Source organism: Mucilaginibacter mallensis, assembly GCF_900105165.1.
In the GTDB taxonomy this organism is placed as follows: domain Bacteria; phylum Bacteroidota; class Bacteroidia; order Sphingobacteriales; family Sphingobacteriaceae; genus Mucilaginibacter; species Mucilaginibacter mallensis.
The window spans coordinates 3,757,497-3,775,100 of the sequence record NZ_LT629740.1; the positions used below are offsets into that span (position 1 = coordinate 3,757,497).

Annotated in this window: 10 protein-coding genes; 5 read left to right on the plus strand and 5 right to left on the minus strand. The window is 42.4% G+C overall.

Translation table 11 applies throughout. The annotated features are described in order from the left end of the window. Nucleotides 1-2: 2 nt before the first annotated feature. The 4 genes from BLU33_RS15185 to BLU33_RS15200 are packed head-to-tail and all read left to right on the plus strand — an operon-like array spanning nt 3 to nt 5,293. Nucleotides 3-1,349, plus strand: coding sequence for a type III PLP-dependent enzyme domain-containing protein (locus BLU33_RS15185; protein ID WP_091374659.1), 1,347 nt, complete (start codon nt 3-5; stop codon nt 1,347-1,349). A 4-nt stretch (nt 1,350-1,353) separates the two neighbouring features. Next, nucleotides 1,354-3,513, plus strand: a complete 2,160-nt coding sequence (locus tag BLU33_RS15190; protein ID WP_091374663.1) for an urea transporter — start codon at nt 1,354-1,356, stop codon at nt 3,511-3,513. Next, the gene (locus BLU33_RS15195; protein ID WP_091374667.1) at nt 3,492-4,685 is read left to right on the plus strand and encodes a hypothetical protein; all 1,194 of its coding nucleotides are present in this window, start codon (nt 3,492-3,494) and stop codon (nt 4,683-4,685) included. The genes BLU33_RS15190 and BLU33_RS15195 overlap by 22 nt, the downstream gene beginning before the upstream one ends. Further along, entirely contained in the window at nt 4,673-5,293 is a 621-nt protein-coding gene (locus tag BLU33_RS15200; protein ID WP_091374669.1) for a tetratricopeptide repeat protein, read from the plus strand. Before BLU33_RS15195 ends, BLU33_RS15200 begins: the two co-directional genes overlap by 13 nt. An 88-nt stretch (nt 5,294-5,381) precedes the next feature. Here the strand turns inward: BLU33_RS15200 and BLU33_RS15205 are convergent, their stop codons facing one another. Then, the gene (locus tag BLU33_RS15205; protein ID WP_091374675.1) at nt 5,382-6,302 is read right to left on the minus strand and encodes a PepSY-like domain-containing protein; all 921 of its coding nucleotides are present in this window, start codon (nt 6,300-6,302) and stop codon (nt 5,382-5,384) included. Between the two features lie 249 nt (nt 6,303-6,551). Continuing rightward, nucleotides 6,552-7,670: a Gfo/Idh/MocA family protein gene (locus BLU33_RS15210; RefSeq protein WP_091374678.1), complete on the minus strand. Its 1,119-nt coding sequence runs from the start codon at nt 7,668-7,670 to the stop codon at nt 6,552-6,554. A 225-nt stretch (nt 7,671-7,895) separates the two neighbouring features. Here BLU33_RS15210 and BLU33_RS15215 point away from each other — a divergent pair, with 225 nt between their 5' ends. Beyond that, a complete protein-coding gene (locus BLU33_RS15215) occupies nt 7,896-10,796 on the plus strand; it encodes a glycoside hydrolase family 9 protein (RefSeq protein WP_091374681.1) in 2,901 nt (966 codons plus the stop codon). A gap of 75 nt (nt 10,797-10,871) precedes the next feature. Here BLU33_RS15215 and BLU33_RS15220 read toward each other — a convergent pair whose 3' ends face one another. The 3 genes from BLU33_RS15220 to BLU33_RS15230 all read right to left on the minus strand — a co-directional run bounded on the left by BLU33_RS15220 (nt 10,872) and on the right by BLU33_RS15230 (nt 17,573). Then, nucleotides 10,872-12,446: a glycoside hydrolase family 32 protein gene (locus BLU33_RS15220; RefSeq protein ID WP_232009302.1), complete on the minus strand. Its 1,575-nt coding sequence runs from the start codon at nt 12,444-12,446 to the stop codon at nt 10,872-10,874. Nucleotides 12,447-12,710: 264 nt separating this feature from the next. Next, nucleotides 12,711-14,438 carry a RagB/SusD family nutrient uptake outer membrane protein gene (locus BLU33_RS15225; RefSeq protein ID WP_091374683.1) on the minus strand — a complete coding sequence of 576 codons (1,728 nt, stop codon included), beginning with the start codon at nt 14,436-14,438 and terminating at the stop codon, nt 12,711-12,713. Between the two features lie 15 nt (nt 14,439-14,453). Beyond that, the gene (locus BLU33_RS15230; protein WP_091374685.1) at nt 14,454-17,573 is read right to left on the minus strand and encodes a SusC/RagA family TonB-linked outer membrane protein; all 3,120 of its coding nucleotides are present in this window, start codon (nt 17,571-17,573) and stop codon (nt 14,454-14,456) included. Nucleotides 17,574-17,604: the final 31 nt, after the last annotated feature.

Below are 17,604 nucleotides of genomic sequence, written 5' to 3' on the forward strand. Positions count from 1 at the left end.
TCATGCAAAAACTTGTTTACGAACGGCCATATATAAAAAAACTCACTGCTGGTGTCATGAATAAATTTGGCAGTCGCAGTGGTGGCAAGCCATTTGAATATATCGATAATGTATCAGTAAAAAGCCTGATCGCCTCTTATGGTTCGCCACTATTCGTATTATCAGAAAAGCAGATCCGCCGTAATTACCGTGCGGCGTACAGGGCATTCAGCACACGCTACCCAAAAGTGCAGTTTGCCTGGAGCTACAAAACCAATTACCTGAACGCAGTCTGCAATATCTTTCACCAGGAAGGCAGCTGGGCCGAGGTGGTATCAGGCTTTGAATACCAAAAAGCTTTGGGTAATGGCGTACCGGGCAATAAAATCATATTCAACGGCCCGGGTAAAACAGCAGATGAACTGTTACTGGCTATTGAAAACGATTCGCTCATCCATATAGATCATCTGGAAGAATTAAACCAATTAATCATCCTCGCCGAAGGCAAGCCAAACAAGCCCCGCGTGGGCATCAGGGTAAATATGGATACCGGCATATACCCTATTTGGGATCGCTTTGGCTTTAATTATGAGAGTGGCGATGCATGGGCAGCGATATTAAAAGTTATAAATTCGGGCAAATTGCAACTGGCAGGCCTGCATTGCCATATAGGTACGTATGTACAAGTTACAGGCGCATACGGCATAGCGGCAGCAAAAATGGCCAGCCTGGCTTTGCGTTGTAAAGCTGAGTTACAACATACTATAGCTTACCTTGATATGGGTGGTGGTTTTCCATCAACCAACACGTTAAAGGGCTCTTATTTGCCGGGGACCGATACCATGCCAACTATTGATGATTTTGCAGAGGAAATAACCGGTATCTTAACAAAAGCAGGTTTCGCCCATGATGAATTACCACTGTTGATACTGGAAAGCGGCAGGGTGTTAATTGATGATGCCGGTTACCTGTTGGGTACTGTTATAGCCAATAAACGCCTGAGCGAGGGCAAACGGGCAACCATTGTTGATTTTGGTGTAAACGTGTTATTTACATCGTTTTGGTACGAGCACCAGATAAGTCCGGCGCAGGAATTTACCCCCAATATAGAAAACATGGTGGTTTACGGCCCTTTGTGTATGAATATTGATGTAATACGCGAAAGTATTAACCTGCCACTATTAAACCCGGGCGATAATGTAGTAGTGCATAAAGTGGGTGCCTATAATATGACCCAGTGGATGCAGTTTATAACCCTGCGGCCTGCCGTGGTGCTTATTGATGAGCAGCAACAGGTACACCTTATAAAGGCAAAGGAAACGCTGGATTATATAGAGCGTGACGAGCATGTGCCGGGGCATTTAAAATAACCAAGTGAAAAACAGGACTCAATTATTTATAAAGGCTGTTGTAAATAGCTATGCCATTTTGTTTTTCTCGCAAAATAAAGTGCTTGGGGCTATTTTGTTGCTGGTAAGTTTTTTTAATCCTGTGGCAGGGCTTTGTGGCTTATGCTGTGTTGTATTCTCATTAGCTGTAACAAATCTACTCGGCTACCGGACAGAAACCATAAATGCAGGTATTTACAGTTTTAACAGTTTGTTATTGGGCATAGCCTTCGGCAGCTTTTACAATGTAAATGGAGTTTTTTACGTATGGCTGGCTTTGGCCTGTTTGTTTACCACTATAGTAAGTGTTGCTTTGGTTGAAAGGCTGGGCAGATCGGGTTTGCCGGTTTTATCATTACCGTTCATTTTTTGCTTTTGGATTGTTTTGCTGGCTGCCAACAGCGTATTCCATACCGGCCTTGAACCTAAAAGCAGCTACATTTTAGGTGAGTTGTATAATGGAACAGGCAATTTGGGTAGTTTTCATGAGTATCTATATTTAAAATTACCCTTTTACCTTAACCTGTTCTTTCGCTCGCTAAGCGCCATCCTTTTTCAAAATAATGTAATAACGGGGATACTCATCAGTGTTGGGCTGCTTGTTCACTCCCGTATCACGTTCAGTCTGCTTATTATTGGTTTTATAACGGCCCTTTACTTCAATAATATCACCCATGTATATCCCGATGGCATCAGCTATTACCATTTAGGGGCTAATTTTATGCTTACGTCGGTAGCCATCGGCAGCTTTTTTACTATACCATCTTTGCGCTCCTATCTGTGGGCAATTGTGTGTGTATTGATAGTGTTTGTGCTGATAAACGCGCTCACTACATTGCTGAGCATTTATAATCTACCAGTGTTTTCATTGCCATTTTGCATTATTAATATCGGGTTTCTTTACTTTCTTTTATTGCGCAGATATCCCGGAAAACTGCAACTCGTGCCCATACAGCACTATTCGCCCGAACGTAATTTATACCAGTTCATCAACCAAAAAAGCCGGTTAAATGATCTTAAATATTTCAGGTTCTATTTGCCTTTTATGGGCAGCTGGACTGTTTCGCAAGGTTATGATGGCGATATCACCCACAAAGGCGATTGGGGCAAGGCCCTGGATTTTGTAATTGAGGACGAAGAAAAGCACACCTATAAACTTCCCGGCACTTTGCCGGAGCATTTTTATTGCTTTAACAAGCCTGTTTTGGCCTGCGCTGATGGTGTGGTAACTACTGTTACAGATCATATAGAGGATAACATTATTGGCGAGGTAAACACCAAAGATAATTGGGGCAATACCGTAGTAATAAAACATCTGGATGGGTTGTATTCCAAGGTATCGCACCTTAAAAAAAAGTCAATAACTGTTAAGCCCGGCGATGTAGTAAAACAAGGCGACCAGATAGGGCTTTGCGGTAACTCCGGCCGCTCGCCCGAGCCGCATTTGCATTTCCAGGTGCAAACTACTTCTTATATTGATGCTAAAACCCTGGCCTATCCATTTGCCGGTTACATCAGCCGGGAAGCAAATAAAAACAAGTTTAACAGCTTTGAAATTCCTGCAAAAGAGGATATTTTAAACCCGGTAAACATTAACACTTCCATAAAAAGAGCATTTGATTTTCCACCGGGATATACGGCTACCATTACTTTAGCAACAGCTAAAGAATCTATCGAAGCCTTTACGGATGAATTTAATCAAACCTATTTTTATTGTAAAGAAACCGGAGCCATCGCTTATTTTATAAATAACGGTACCCTATTTTATTTCACCAGCTTTTATGGCGATAAAAATTCGTTGCTCTACTATTTCTATCTGTCGGCCTATAAAATTATCTTCAGCAGCGATGAGGATGTAATAGTTCATGACACATTGCCTGTGCAGCTATCAGCCAATAAATTACAGCTTTGGCTACAAGACCTGGTGGCACCGTTCTATCGGTTTATCAGTATTAATTATAGCAGCCGTTATTTGCCGCAAAAAACAGGATTGGCTATAAAAGCTGTACAATTTAAACAGATATTTGGCAGGCAAAAGCAAACTATGACGGCTACCATAAATATAGTCGATAACAGCATACATGATTTTGATATTCAAATAAACGGACGCGATACTAAGGCTGAATGGATAAAAGAAAGTACTTAATTCTCTTGTTTTTTATGGCGATGATACATTCGGCCAAAGCGCAGCTAAGTGCTTTGCAAGTGGCGGATAGTGTCTCAACTGATTTATACAATGCAGGCAACTGGAAACAACTCATCGCCTACGGCAATCAATCCATAGCCACCGGGGTGGATTTTACCGGCCTGCGGCTTAGGGTTGCCTATGCTAACTTTATAACCGGTGATTATAAACATGCTTTAAAACAATACAATAAAGTTTTAGCCAAAGACCCCTATAACATAACCGCACGTTATTACGCATATTACTGCAATAAATACCTTGCTGACGATCTGCACGCCACTTATAATTTATCCTATCTGGATAAGGAAACCCTGCACAAGGATGGCATTAATACACCAATATTCACTGATATAAATGCTGAAACCGGCATCAAGCAAAATGATGATATTAACCGTAATAATGCATTTTATTCACGCGTTGGTATTGGTAACCGTATCGGCTGGCGATTACAATTGGAGCAGTCTGCGGCGTATTTTGACCAGGGTATTTTTAAACTGTATGATGTTACCGACAGGCGCCGAACCACCACCACAACGTTACATCTTGCCGATCAGCAAAAGGAATATTATGCTAAACTGAGTTTTGCCGTAAACCAAAATATGGCAATTATTGGTTCTTATCATTATCTTAACACCAAATTTGATAACATTACATACAACAGCAATCTGGGTTTAATAGGTTTAAAATATACCGGCACGTATATTGATGCGCAAGCCGATGTTAATTTTGGCAGGCTTGATGCTGAGCCTTTGGAGCAATATAATGCTAAATTAACTTATTATCCTTTTGGTAATTTTAACTTATATACTATTAGCAGGGCATCGGTTAAAGAATTAAATTCGGACAGAAATTTTATTTTTGACCAAACGATAGGTTTTAAACTAATTAAAAACACCTGGCTCGAATCTTCTGTTGCATTGGGTAACCTGGATGATTATTTAGATGCGGATGGATTGTATGTTTATAATGGCATTGATAACACTACATTTAAATGTGGCGAAGCGGCCTACTATCAGTTAAATAATAATGTGCAATTGCAATTAAACTATTTTTACGAAAGGAAGTCTGATGCATACCAGTCTTTAAAATATGATCAAAACTCAGTTACTGTAGGTATTGTATGGAAATTTTAAAACGAAGTTTAATACTGGTTCCGATGTGTTTGCTGGTTGTAACTGTACATGCCCAAAGCAACGCAGTATTACAAAAGGCTTTCCATAACAGTTATACCGATGAATTGAACAAAAATTATACTGCCGCCATAAATGATATATCACCTTACTATACTGATAACAGTTACGAAATAAATATACGACTGGGCTGGCTGCATTATTTAAATCAAAACTATAACGCATCAAAAAGTTACTACCAAAAAGCGGTTACGCTTAAACCCAGCTCTATTGAGGCAAAGTTTGGCTTTGTAAAGCCTTTGTCTTTTTTGCAAAACTGGGATAAGGTGCTTGAACAATATATGGCTATTTTAAAAATAGACCCGCAAAATACGCAAGCCAGTTATTGGGCAGGTATTATTTATTATAACCGTAAGCAATATGATGCATCCATCAGGTTATTTAAAATGGTAGCTACTTTATATCCTTATGATTATGATGGCAACCACATGCTGGGGTGGTCGCTGCTAATGAATGGCAAAAAGGAAGAAGCTAAAGGTTATTTTGAAAAAGCCCTTATTATTAAACCCGGCGATGATTCAAGCGCAGATGGCTTGAGCAAGTGCAGATAAGACATTTTTAGAAAATCAAGCATAAGAAAAGCTATCCAATTGGGATAGCTTTTCTTATTTATAAATTTATAAAACAGGATAACAGGGGTTATTTTAGGGTAACACTTTTTATAAATGTGCCGCTTGAGTTAAACGCTATGGCGTAACGTGTATTATTAGCATCAATAAATACTACATAGTCTTCAACTGTGCTGCCTTTCAGTATTTCAAAAGCGTTATCGAACACATAGCCGGGATAGGTAGTTGTTAAATAGGTAGTTATACTGGTTAAAAGATCAGCCTCCTTTATAGGTTTTTGTGGTTCAAAAGGCAGAACTTCAATCCGGTTCACAAATTTTAGTTTGGCGGAGAAATTGGTCACAAATAAACTATTATCCTTGCTGATGATGGTATAACTGCTGTCGGGGTTTATTACCGCGTGTAAAAGCGTATCGGCAGGGTAATTTGCTTTAAAATAAGCGGTGATTGTGGCTGGCAACGCGCTGATAGCCACGGTGTCCTGATGCATGCCATTACGGTTACCAAACGGGCCGCCGGGGTGCCATGGCTGACCTGACTTCATATCCTTCATGTCCATTTGCTCCAATACTGCAATAAAAGTTCCGCTGGAATCAAATTTAAGCGCAACGGGCTTGCCATTGTATTTTATGACCACTACATAACCGTCAACACTGCCTGATTGGGTTAACGTTTTAAAGGCCCTTAAAAACGTATAGCCCGAATAATTAGCAGTTAAATAAGTACCGACAGCGGTTGGCAAACTGCTGAATGCGATGGAATCAGGCTTGCCACCCTTTGGATAACACTTAATCGCATAAAGTGTATCACTGCTGCCGGTTGAATCAGTTACGGCAAGTGATATGCCTTGCACACTGCTTAATGCCGTTGATGTAATTGTTGTTGATGTTGTTGAAGAGCTGCTTTTTGTTGATTTAGCAGCATCTTTTGAACATGAAGAAAACAATAGCAGCATGCCTGCTGCTATTAAAAATGCGTAATTCTTTTTCATTTTAATAGAGATTTTATAGGGGTTTAAAATTTGTATTAAAAATAAAGGGCCGCCAATTCAAAGCTCGAAATGAATCGATTAACGCGTGCTTTAAATCGATGAATAAAGTGTTGGTGAAATTACATAACGAAAGGATGATGCTACCTCATTAATTGAAGAGCACAAAGTTGCAATTCACAGCTTACGTAAACTGTAAGCTGTGTATCTGGCTACTATAAGGTTAGCGCCTTGGCTGATAGTAATAGATTATTAAATAGAGATCCCGATCTTTTTACCTGTTTTTGCAGCAAGATATATCGCGTCGATCACCTTCAAGTCCCTGATTGCTTCCTGCCCGTCAATCGGTACAACAGGCTGCATTCCATCAAACAGGATGGCTGCCATCTCGTCCATCTGCACTGTTTGGTGGTTGGTTACCGGCTGCGTCAATTCGCCAGCATTCGTATGCCCGATTATCGGCCCATAACCTGTTGATGGCTGCATCTCCGCATAACCCTTTTCGCCGTTCAGGAAAAACTTGTCCAGGTAGTTCATATGGTAAGTAGACAAACAAGATGCTACTGCGCCACTCGGAAAGCCAAATTGAAATTGTATGGTTTCATCTATGCCCTCCCTAAATTTAACCGGGTCGGTCTTAGTTTCCTGGGCCGTAACCCAAACAGGTTCTTCGCCTACCATGTAACGGGCGCCATTCACGGCGTAAATACCTATATCCATCATTGATCCGCCTCCCGACAGTTGCTTATTCAAACGCCATTGTGTAGGGTCGCCAATAGTAAACCCGCATAGCCCCTGAAAGAAAGTGATCTTTCCAAAGTCGCCCGCTTTTCTTTTACGGATCACCTCCAATGTTTTGGGTTCAAAATGCATCCGGTAACCTACCAGTAATTGCACATTCGCCGCTTTACAGGCATCTGCCATCTCCTGCCCTTTTTTAGCATTTATAGCCATTGGCTTTTCGCAGATCACATGTTTGCCTGCTTTGGCTACACGTATCACCTGGTCATGATGCAGGGCATTAGGTGTTATTATGTACACCGCGTCGATATCGGGGTTGTCCTTAATAGCATCAAAATTCTCATAATTGTAGCAGTTCTTTTCTGGTATACCATACCTGCTCTGCCAGTCGGTGATCTTGGAGGGTGTACCGCTGATCACACCAACCAATTTAGCTCGTGTACATGAAAGCATGGCTTCAGCTACCCTTGTACCGTAACTTCCCAGGCCCATAATGGCTACCCGCAGTACGCGGCCCTCATTAACTGCTTTAGCTGCCACAGGCCTGTCAGCCCATGATAAAACCGGAGCCAGTTGCAGTGCTAAACTGGCCAGGCCTGCTTTTTTCAAAAAATCTCTCCTGGTATTCATAAGTAGTACTATAATTAGTTTAACCTAAAGAACTTTCAAGTTAGCGGATTCCTTTCAAAGGAAACGTATCAAAAGATGGTATTTTTTTATCGAAATTGAGCATAAAAACAATGCACTTACTGTTGTAGAAGTAATGTAGAGGCCAAAACCGCCTGCATTTTTGTCCGATCCAAGAAAATGTCAGCCAAAAACACTTCTTTTACTTTATAAGTCAATCAGTTCCGCATGAAACATCTTTATCCTTTTTTGGCCCTTGCTTTGTTATCCGGGTTTTATGTTGAACGTAAGCCATTGGAAGCTGAATTTAAAGATTCGGCAGCCTACCGCTGGCTAAATAAAAAGGTGTATGATAAGCGGCCGCTGGATGATATGGAGCACCTCGACAACTGGCGATCATTCACTTCATCAGGTGTACAGGTTGTTGATGCCCGAAAGGTGATCACCACCCCCGATTCCAGCAGCTCTGTAGCCACCATTGAATTGTCTAAACAATTTGTTCATGAGGGCAGTCAATCGCTATTAATGACAACTCCTACCCGGCTTAATGGCCCTGCGCCGCTGAATGGCCGTGGCTGGGGAAGATCGGGCATCAGGCGCATATTCAATGGCGAGGACTGGACAAAATATAACCGCATCTCCATCTGGATCTATCCCGACCTGCCCGGTTTTTATACCACAGCACTGGATGCACAGCTTTATAACGATGGCAAGGAAAAGTTGCCTGCTATATTCGGACAGGAAGGGCAAACCTCGTGGGTGTTAAAAAACCACCAGTGGAACCATGTGGTTTGGGAGATCAGCAACGTTGCCCGGGATAAAGTAACCAGCTTTGAAATATCCTACGGTTTATCCGGCAGCTATCCCGGCGAAGCCGATAAGATCCGTTTTTATTTTGATCAGTTGGACCTGGAAAAGGTTGACCCAGACAAGATAGAAGGCTGGGATGTATGGAAAGGCCGCATTTCTTACCCACATACCGGCTACCAAACCGGGGCTCAAAAAAGTGCTATTATCAGTAATATCGATGCAAAAATATTCCGGCTGATCGATCAGGATAGCCATAAAGTAGTATTGAGTAAACCTGTGGCTAATGTCAGCTCCGCTATCGGAAAATTCCAGGTGATGGATTTTTCGGAGATAAGAAAGCCAGGCAATTATGTATTGGTAGCCGGGGATGTGGTGACCAAGCCTTTCCGCATCGGCGATGATGTTTACGAACGTACCGTATGGAAAGCCCTCAATTTCTTTTATGCTGAACGCTGCGGCATAGCTATACCCGGCATACATGGCAACGAACATAATGACTGGGTTTGTACCCACGGAAACAGGAAAATAGTGACCAACGGCGGCTGGCACGATGCAGGCGATCTTTCTCAAAGCTTTGAAGGCACGGAGGAGATCACCGCTGCTTTATTCAGCATGGCTGAAAAACTGCACCAGCGAGATAACAACCCCGAATTGTATGACCGTGTGCTTGAAGAAGCTAAATGGGGCCTCGACTGGATATTGAAGAATAATTTTGGTGATGGCTACCGCAATACAGGCTCGCTAAACAGCCGCAGGACCAATAATATAATCGGTGATGATGATGATCCAATAGCTACCGCGCAAAACAGCCCTATGGCCAATTTTGAAGCGTCAGGCGTTGAAGCCCAGGCCTACCGTGTATTAAAAGACAGCGACCCTGACTTAGCGGCCTATGCCTTAAAAACCGCTGAAAGCGATTGGCAGTTTGCCCTAGCGGGGATGCCGTTTGTTAAGCCATCAAAAGATATATGGCGTGGTACATTCGACTCAAATAATGTGGAGGATGAATTACCATCTCAGGCTATCCTTGCATCGGTAAACTTGTGGAAAGCGACTGGCGATCAGCAATATGAAAAACTGGCAACTTCGTTAGCGCCTGTGATCATGAATGCCCAGCAACAGCAGCGCACAGATTGGGACACACCATTAACCGGCTTCTTTTATACCACTACCACTAAGGAACGCATACTGCATTATTGCCATCGGGGCCGCGAACAGGCACCAGCCATGGCGCTAACCGCGCTTTGCAATGCTTTCCCCAATCACCATGACTGGATAAAATGGTATGCATCGGTAACACTTTATGCCGAATATCTTAAAACCATTGCAAAATATTCCGCGCCATATGATATGATGCCTGCATCAATTTATACCGACACTGAATACCGCCATGTGCCCGAAAGCCGGCAACCCTCATTCCGCCAGCAGGTATTGCAGGGGATATCTTTAGGCAAGGACCATTACCTGCGGATCTTTCCGGTATGGATGGACTACCGGGGCAACTTTGGCACCATTTTGCCGCAGGCCCAGGCCTTGGCCAGCGCTGGGCAGCTGCGTGGTGATTTAGCCGCTGAGGGACTGGCGACCCACCAACTGGAGTGGATCATCGGGCGAAATCCCTTTGCGGAAAGCACCATGTATGGCGAGGGTTATGATTTTGTACCACTTTACTCCCCGTCATCCGGAGACATGGTGGGCGGTTTACCTGTGGGGATACAAACCCGTGGTGATGCCGACGCCCCTTACTGGCCGGTACAGGCCATGTGGACCTATAAGGAGATCTGGGGGCATCCGGTAACCAACTGGATCTGGCTGCTATCGGCCATCGAGGGGCCTGCTATGGTTCAGGGCCTGGCGGATGCACCGATAATTTTTGAGGAATTGCATACGCACCAACGTATCACTGTAAGTGCAACATCAGGTCATTTTAAAACGACTATCCCCGAAGGTGAATACAAAGTCACCAGCGGCGGTCGTACCCAAACACAAACTTTTTTACCGGGTTCATCCTATGAACTGGAATGCAGGCCGGTCGAAATGTTAAACTATACTGTATCAAAACAAACTGATGCGAACGGCGTGGTAACGATCAGGTTAACAGCACAGGGTAATGGCAGCCATCATTTCAGTTTCCGCACCGATAATTTAACGCTGGATGATGCTTCGAAGGAAATTAACCTGCAACCCGGAAAAACTGCTCAACTCATATGGCATGGGCATATCGGGGAAATGAACAAACCATGGGTAGCGGTAGCTATCCCCGATAATAAGCTTGCCGAACGCAAAGAACTCAAGGGCACAGCCTGGGATAAGGATTAACGATACGCTATGAACAAAAAGGACAGGGCATAAATTATGCCCTGTCCTTTTTATAATGAACTTTATATTAACAAACTACTTTCCCAATATACTCATATCCCACATCTTCAGGCTGCTTATTACTGCCTTGCCATCGCTGAATGCTGATAATCCATTAGCGCCTGCTTCAGGATATATCATGGTTGAAATTACCTTTTCGCCGCCATTACCCAATACTTCAAGGGATGATCTGTCCATCAGTACATGTATCCTAACTTTGCCATTTACAGCTTTCATTGGGGCTGTTAAAACCAGGTTATCGGCAGGTTTATTTTCCTTTTCGGCAGTGGTGCAATCAATATACAATTCCTGTTTAACAGCATCGTAACCAACGGCTACTTTTTTTGCAACCGTTCCATCAGCACCCTTTAGTTCTGTAATATAAAAGCCTGCTTTCTTTGCACCGTTTAGTTTAAACTCCGCGTCGATCCAATAAGCATTGCTATCGAAGTGGCCGAGTTTCGATAGTTTAACACCTTTGCTGCCAATAGCCAGATCTTTAGCTGTAAATACATTATTGTTAACTAGTTTTGATAAAGATGAACTAATAATAGTAGATGGAGTTTGGATTAACCTTAAGCCCTCATCCATTGTTTTTAATGACAGATCGCGGGGGATGGCCATTTGGCCCTTCCAAGGGTAAGTTTCAGGCTTACCATTTTGCAGCCAGCCTAAAAGTATCTTTTTATTGGCAGGAGCATTTCGCCAGGCTATCGCAGCGTAAAAGCAATCGCCGTAATCTACCGTTAAAACTTTGTCGTCAGCATTATCATTTTTAAATGTTATACCATCAAAATCACCAACAAAATATTGGATCAGCGGACCATGGCCGCCACCTGATGATACAAAAAGCGCCCATTTGGTTTTAGCAGGGTCACCATCAACAGTTAACGGCAATATTGACGGGCATTCCCAACCGTTTTTAGTAAAGCCTGCCGGACCGAAGTCACTCAGCTTTGTCCAGTCCTTTAAATTTTTCGAACCGTAAAACCTCACCATATGCTCGTTAACCATTGATACCGTCATAACCCATTCTTTAGTTGGCGCGTACCAAAAAACATTGGGGTCACGAAAGTCGCTTTTGTTAAGATCGATAACCGGGTTATGGGCATACAGTTTATAGGATAAGCCATTATCATTACTATAGGCAATAAATTGTGATTCCTTTTTTTGCTTAGGCTGATCGGCTGTGAAAATTGCAACCAACGGTGCTTTACCATTTATACCAAAACCGCTTGTATTGTCCTTGTCCAGCACTGCTGAGCCGGAAAAGATCGAGGTTGTGGTATCCTTTGTAACAACTTCGGGTATGGCTACCGGATAATTTTTCCAATGTACCAGGTCCTTACTGGTCGCATGGCCCCAACTCATGTGCCCCCATTTATTTTCAAAGGGATTTTTTTGATAATATAGCTGAAATTCACCGTTCAGGTACATCAACCCGTTGGGGTCGTTAGTCCAATTTGTTGGCGGGCTGTAATGATATACCGGGCGCCATTGCGGGGTTGGTGTTATCTGCTGCGCAATTGACTTTACGGCTGCCAGCATCAGCAGCAATGCAATGAACTTTGCTTTATACATGGTTTTAAATTTATGGGTTAAAATTGGCATTGTAATATAATTAGTTAGCATGAGTTATGTTTGTTGGTTTGCATTTGTATAAAATGATCATAAATGTTCGGAAGATATATTTTCTTATAAATATTGAGCGCGGGGTCACCCTGAGGCACTCGAAGGGTAAGCGTAAAGGCCTTTGCCCGCATGCTTCGAGTACCTCAGCATGACTCCCTTTTTTAATCTTCCGAACACCTAGATAAAAGAACTGCTCATCAATAATGATGAACAGTTCATTAACACAAACTATTTATTTTAATATTACCACCCGGGGTTCTGTTTATATAAACCTTTACTAAAGTTTATCTGGTTTAATGATATTGGGAGATACTCATCACGATTTTTAGTAAAATGCGCCCCGGCTAAGTGAGGTGTACGGGTTGTTTCCACAGCGAAATAACTGTTAAGATAGGTATCGGCAATTCCCCACCTAACAAGATCGAAAAACCTGTACCCTTCCATTGAAAACTCCAGTCTTCGTTCAAACATCAGCGCCTGCCAGGCATAATCATTTGTCCAAGTGCAATTAACACCGGGCTTATAAATATCCATTTTATAGTTTGACGTTGGCTGGCCATTGGCCTGTACAAGTAAAGCCGTGCTATTCATGGCTCTTTGCCTCACTTCATTTATTAATGGCAATGCAGCATTTTCCTGTCCCATTTTTATTAATGCTTCAGCTTTCATTAATAATACATCGGCATAGCGGATAATCTCCCAATCCTTTGAGCTCGACATAAATGGCGGGAACCTGGTGAACGATGGATCAGTATAAGCAACGGTTTCCTTCATACTTAATAACGGACCATATGTTTGTGGTGCACGCGCCCACGATGCATCGTACAATAAAGCTGTCTGGTATTTGTAAGGATGGCCCGGTATAGCCACAGTATGATCGAGCCGCGGATCAAATGTATTGGATGAATAGCCGTCTGTAGATACTACGTCAGTATTATTAAACGTATCAAACTCAGGCAAGCCGTTGGCGCCGGTTTTAAAGGCATTAACCATGTTGTTGCTTGGCACGTGGAAACCACAGCAGCCATACTGTACATTCATAGGGTAATCAAGACAATGGCCATAATCAAGCCTGCCCAGAGGCGTACCATCGTTCTTAGAATATTGAATGGAGAATATGGATTCGGAGGAATTACCATATTGTGGTAAAAAGTTATTTGCAAAGTCTGGATTAAGGCTATAATGCCCTGAATTGATCACACTGTCGCAATATGTATTTACTTCGGCCAGCTTTGTTTGATCTATGCCTGTTACATTATTATTATCATCCTGCGTGTAGGCCTGGTATAAAAGCGTTTTAGCCAGGTAAGATTGTGCTGCGCCTTTGCTTGCCCGCCCAACCTGTGATTGTATTGCCGGTAAGTTTGTAGCTGCAAAACGGAAATCATTAGCAATATTTGTCCATAGCTGATCGCTGGTTAAAGCCACATTTGAAACCGCGCCATAACTGGCAGCAGATTTTTGAAGTGTTTCGTCAATCCATGGAACATGGTTAAACAATATCTTTAAAAGAAAATAAAAATGGCCCCTCAAAAACCGTAGCTCAGCCTCTCTTTCAACTTTTTGAGGATAATTAGCCACTGATTGGCCCTCTACTAAGGTAAGGGCCGTATTTGCCCTTGCAATACCTACGTATAGCTGGTAAAACACCGCATCACTTGACGCATTGGTGATCACATTGGTTGAAAAGGTTTCATATTCATTAAACTCAACTACATCACCCGAGCCGCCCCCGCCTTTATAGGCATCGCCGCTGCGGATACTACCAAAGGCCCACATGCTACTGAAGGGATAAGTATAATGGTCATTACCTAAGTATGAATACGCTGCGGTAACCATAGCATCGGTATTAGCAGGGGTTGTCAGATCGGCCGATGAAACTACGCCCTGTGGTGTTTCATCCAGGTATTTTTTGCACGACACAAATACTGTACATAAAATAAGTGCCGCTATATATTTAAAATTTTTCATGTTCTTATATATTTACTAGTAGGAAAAATTAACGCCTATTGTTGTTATTACCGGTATTGGATAAGCATTACCCGGGTTCTCCGGATCAGGCCCTGTATAAGTTGAACTCTTGAACTTTAATAAATTGCTGGCCTGTATATATACTGTAGCTCGCTGGATCTTTATTTTCTTAAGCGCGTTTTTCAGGTCGTAAGCCAATTGTATATTCCTAAGTTTAAGATATGAGCCGCTTTCAAGAAAATAGGTAGAATAACGCCCCTCGTTATTAGCATCGATTAATGTAAGCGCCGGAATAGTTGACTTAGGGTTTTGCGGTGTCCATGCCTGTAGCGTCCTTGTCCCCCAATTTGAACCAGGCGCAAGCGAGGTAAAATCGGTTAAGTATTTATAAGAGTTATACACTAAACCACCCTCAACCCCCTGAAAGAAAAATGTAAGATTAAAATCTTTGTACCCGATTGAAGTATTTAAGCCATAAGTGAAATTAGGGTCAGATGTACCCAGGAATTTCTGGTCATTCTGGTCAATCACACCATCATTGTTCAAATCCTCATATCTTATCCTGCCTAATCCTTTACCAGGTTGAGCGGCTGAATTTGCTACCTCGGCAGCTGATGTAAATATCCCTTGTACCACATACCCGTATTCGGAGTTTATAGAACGGCCCAATACGGTTTCTGTAGTGCCATTGCCCGGGTAGCCGGTAAGTACATCTGATGGTAATTTAGTTACCTTATTACGATAGGCCGCGATATTGCCTGTTACATTAAATGTAATATCGTGTGTTATATTACCATTGTATGAAAGTAGCGTTTCAAAACCCTTATTTTCCATTGATGCACCGTTAAGGTATTCATTACCACCCTCGCCAAGTACAGCCAGGTATGGTGGCTCAATTAAAATATTGGTGGTGTTTTTGATGAAATAATCAAATGACCCGGTGAATTTATTGTTGAATAAGCCAAAATCTAAACCAAAGTTTGATTGTGTTGTAGTTTCCCATTTTAGCTTAGGGTTGCCTGTTTGGGTTGATGTAAAGCCGGAAGGTAATGTTCCTGAACCTTTACCATTTAAATCATACGCGCTGCCGCTATCGCCGCTAAAGGCTGCTGCATTACCATATATAGACTGGTAAAGTGAATAAATTGCGTTATTGTTGATGTTTTGGTTACCTGTTTGCCCCCATCCATAACGTAATTTCAGATCTGAAATAAACGGCATATTATCTTTTACAAAATCCTCCTGGCTCACTCTCCACCCAACTGACCCGGCGGGGAAAACCGCATACCTGTTATCGGAACCAAATTTTGAGGACCCATCCCTCCTTACTGTTGCAGATGCAAGGTATTTATCATCGTATGAATAGGTGGCTTTACCAAAATAGGAAAGCAAGGCATCACCACTACCGCCACCGTTAACAACTATGTTAGTTGTACCCGCGCTCAGGTAGGCATAGTCAATATTATTTAATGCCAGCCCCTGCGCGCTTGCGTTAAAGTTCTGGTATTTGTCCTTGATATTTTCCTCACCTGCCAAAAAGTTGAACTTGCTTTTACCCAGATTAAGATCGTAGGTTAATTGATTCTGCCATGTTTCTGTTACCTCATAATCGGTTGACTGGCCAACCTGGTTTGCCGGATTGGATAAAAAGCCTGCCACATAAGGTAATTGCAACGACCTGAAATAATTACCTGCAAAGTCGGCAGCGTAAGTAGTTTTAAAATGAAGATTTGGTAGAATAGCCAGATCGATATAAGCATTACCAAACACCCTTCCGAAGGCATTAACATTTTGCTTGTTATCCTCAATAAGCCTAACCGGGTTATCCCGGTCATCCATACCGGCAACGGGGCCTCCCCAACCACCATCAACTGTATGAACCGGAATAATAGGGTTCTCAATTAATGATAGAATGGTTATACTTGAGGTTGGCAATACAGGGTCCTTCATATAAGTAGCAGAAAGCGTTTCGCCAATTTTTAGCCTGCCATTAAAGAAATTATAATCAGAGTTATACCTGGCATTATATTTTGTATCGCCAGTTTCCTTAATAATACCTTTATCATTATAGTATCCAACCGAAAACAATGAATTACCATGCGGCGATCCGTTTGATATGGTAAGGCTATAATTTTGTAAGATGGAGGTTTGTGATATTTCATTAAACCAATTGGTATTTGCCGACTTCATGGTATGAGCAGCATCAATATAAGCAGGTACAATTACGCTGTTTAACTGCGGGTTGCTGTAATTCTTATTCCAGTCATAAGTATATATACCATTGCTAACCGATGGGTCGATCGGACTAGCTACATTGGGGCCAAATTCATCATCATTAACCTGTGCCTGCCAGTAAGCCTGCCCATGCTGTATGGTGTTAAGCGGCGACAGTTTGCTGTTATAATATTGCAGCGAAGTTGATGCATTAAAATCAATTCTTTGTGTGCCATTCTTGCCTTTTTTTGTTGTTATGATGATAACCCCGGCGGCGGCCCTTGATCCGTAAATAGTGGCCGACGAAGCATCACGTAAAACCTGGATAGATTCAATATCATTCTGATTAATTTCCTGTAATCCCCTTTCAGTCGGGATACCATCAATAATATATAGCGGATCATTATCGTTTAGTGTGGTAGTTCCCCGCAGCCTTACTGTTACCGCTCCGTTTGGCGATCCATCAGCAAATATGGTCATGCCGGGTACCCGGCCCTGTAATGCTTTTACTGCATTACCTTCCGGTATATCCTTAATATCGTTTACATTTACTACGGTAACGGCACCTGTAAGGTCTTTTTTCTTTTCAGATGTATAACCGGTTACTACAACCTCATTTAAATCAGTTGCGCTTTCCTTAAAAACAATATTCAGCGTTTTAGTGCCATCTGCTACTTTCACTATAATAGGTTTTACCCCTACATATGAAAATCTGAGCGTTTGGCCAACTGCTGCCGTAACATTGAATTTGCCGCCGGCATCTGTTATAGTTGCTTTTTGGGTTTCTAATACAACAACCGTTACACCCGGAAGTGCCTGCGAATTTTTGTCAGACACGATGCCGCTGATTTGCCGGGTTTGTGCATAAGCTCCGCCTGCTAACATCACAAGCAAGGAACAAAAGAGTAATAGTTTTCTCATAATTCTAAGTATTGGTTTTTAATTTGTATGG

Excerpts from the sequence above, each read along its gene's own strand:
- BLU33_RS15225 (WP_091374683.1), bottom strand. The coding sequence starts at position 14,438 with ATGAAAAATTTTAAATATATAGCGGCACTTATTTTATGTACAGTATTT.
- BLU33_RS15230 (WP_091374685.1), bottom strand. The coding sequence starts at position 17,573 with ATGAGAAAACTATTACTCTTTTGTTCCTTGCTTGTGATGTTAGCAGGC.
- BLU33_RS15195 (WP_091374667.1), top strand. The coding sequence starts at position 3,492 with ATGGATAAAAGAAAGTACTTAATTCTCTTGTTTTTTATGGCGATGATA.
- BLU33_RS15215 (WP_091374681.1), top strand. The coding sequence starts at position 7,896 with ATGAAACATCTTTATCCTTTTTTGGCCCTTGCTTTGTTATCCGGGTTT.
- BLU33_RS15185 (WP_091374659.1), top strand. The coding sequence starts at position 3 with ATGCAAAAACTTGTTTACGAACGGCCATATATAAAAAAACTCACTGCT.
- BLU33_RS15200 (WP_091374669.1), top strand. The coding sequence starts at position 4,673 with ATGGAAATTTTAAAACGAAGTTTAATACTGGTTCCGATGTGTTTGCTG.
- BLU33_RS15220 (WP_232009302.1), bottom strand. The coding sequence starts at position 12,446 with ATGCCAATTTTAACCCATAAATTTAAAACCATGTATAAAGCAAAGTTC.
- BLU33_RS15210 (WP_091374678.1), bottom strand. The coding sequence starts at position 7,670 with ATGAATACCAGGAGAGATTTTTTGAAAAAAGCAGGCCTGGCCAGTTTA.
- BLU33_RS15205 (WP_091374675.1), bottom strand. The coding sequence starts at position 6,302 with ATGAAAAAGAATTACGCATTTTTAATAGCAGCAGGCATGCTGCTATTG.